The following is a 911-nucleotide window of genomic DNA, read 5'->3' as shown; positions in this document are numbered from 1 at the left end:
ATCCACGTTCACGCGGACGGTCCGCCGGCGGAACCCGTCCGCGTGAACGTGGATCATGATCTTGCGGACGTACGCGGCCATGTCGTCACTGTGCCGCACCTTGTCCCACTTGGCGTAGGCCCGGGCCAGGGCGCTCTGGGCCAGGTCCTCGGCATCGTGATGGCTGCCGGTCAGCAGATACGCGGTGCGCATCAGACCGGGCCACCGGACGGTCATGAAGGCGTGGAACTCGTCGTCGGCGTTGCTCAACCAGACCTCGGGGGAGAGACGGTGAAGGGGCGTGTGCTGCGGCCGCCGCCCCGTCCGGGGCGGCGGCGACGGTTCGCGACTAGGTCCGGACGGTGATCGAGGGCTTCATGGAGGCCTTCGCCTTCGCGTCGAAGACGTAGTAGGCGCCCCAGCCCGGCTTGCCGGCCAGGGTGACGACCCTGGCCTGAAGCGTGCGGCCCCCGAGGGTGAGGGTGACCGTGGTCGTCGGCGTCACCGGACCGCGGTAGATCCCCGCGAACAGCGCACCGGAGGCGTCGCCGTGGGCGATCGTGGCCACCTTCCCGGGGAGCACGTCGGCCACCCGGAGGACATCCGGCGCGGTGGCACCCACGTGCAGGCCCTGCGCCGTCAGCCACAGCTTGTCGGCGCCGGCGGCGATCCGCTCACCCGGCGCGACCACCCGCACGGAACCGGCCGCGGAGGCCGTCCCGGAAGTGGCGACCGCGGGCGCGGCCGCCACCGGCGCCGTGTTCACGGACGCCGCGACCGCCGTCCCCATGCCCGTCGCGAGCACCGCGGCCCCCGCGACCGCGGCCAGCCATCCACGCCTCCGCCTGCGCGTACCGATGGAAGTCATGACCAGTTCCTCCAGAACAAACAACGTCGGCCTCCGGTCACCGGGACCGGAGGCCGACGTTGTT

General features: G+C 72.1%; 2 protein-coding genes. Both read right to left on the bottom strand.

Translation table 11 applies throughout. From position 1 onward, the window contains the following. Positions 1-249: sigma factor (locus CCN56_RS36150; protein ID WP_306300659.1), on the bottom strand; the 249-nt coding region annotated here is incomplete at its 3' end. Positions 250-328: 79 nt separating this feature from the next. Continuing rightward, positions 329-847 carry a hypothetical protein gene (locus CCN56_RS36145; protein ID WP_086831985.1) on the bottom strand — a complete coding sequence of 173 codons (519 nt, stop codon included), beginning with the start codon at positions 845-847 and terminating at the stop codon, positions 329-331. Between the last annotated feature and the right edge of the window lie 64 nt (positions 848-911).

Source organism: Streptomyces sp. NRRL B-24572 (genome assembly GCF_002156145.1).
In the GTDB taxonomy this organism is placed as follows: domain Bacteria; phylum Actinomycetota; class Actinomycetes; order Streptomycetales; family Streptomycetaceae; genus Streptomyces; species Streptomyces vietnamensis.
Note: the sequence above shows the minus strand (reverse complement) of the source record. Positions and strands in the feature narration are given on the sequence as shown.

What these genes read in the sequence shown, in the direction of transcription:
- CCN56_RS36145 (WP_086831985.1), bottom strand. Translation starts at nt 847, where the DNA reads ATGACTTCCATCGGTACGCGCAGGCGGAGGCGTGGATGGCTGGCCGCG.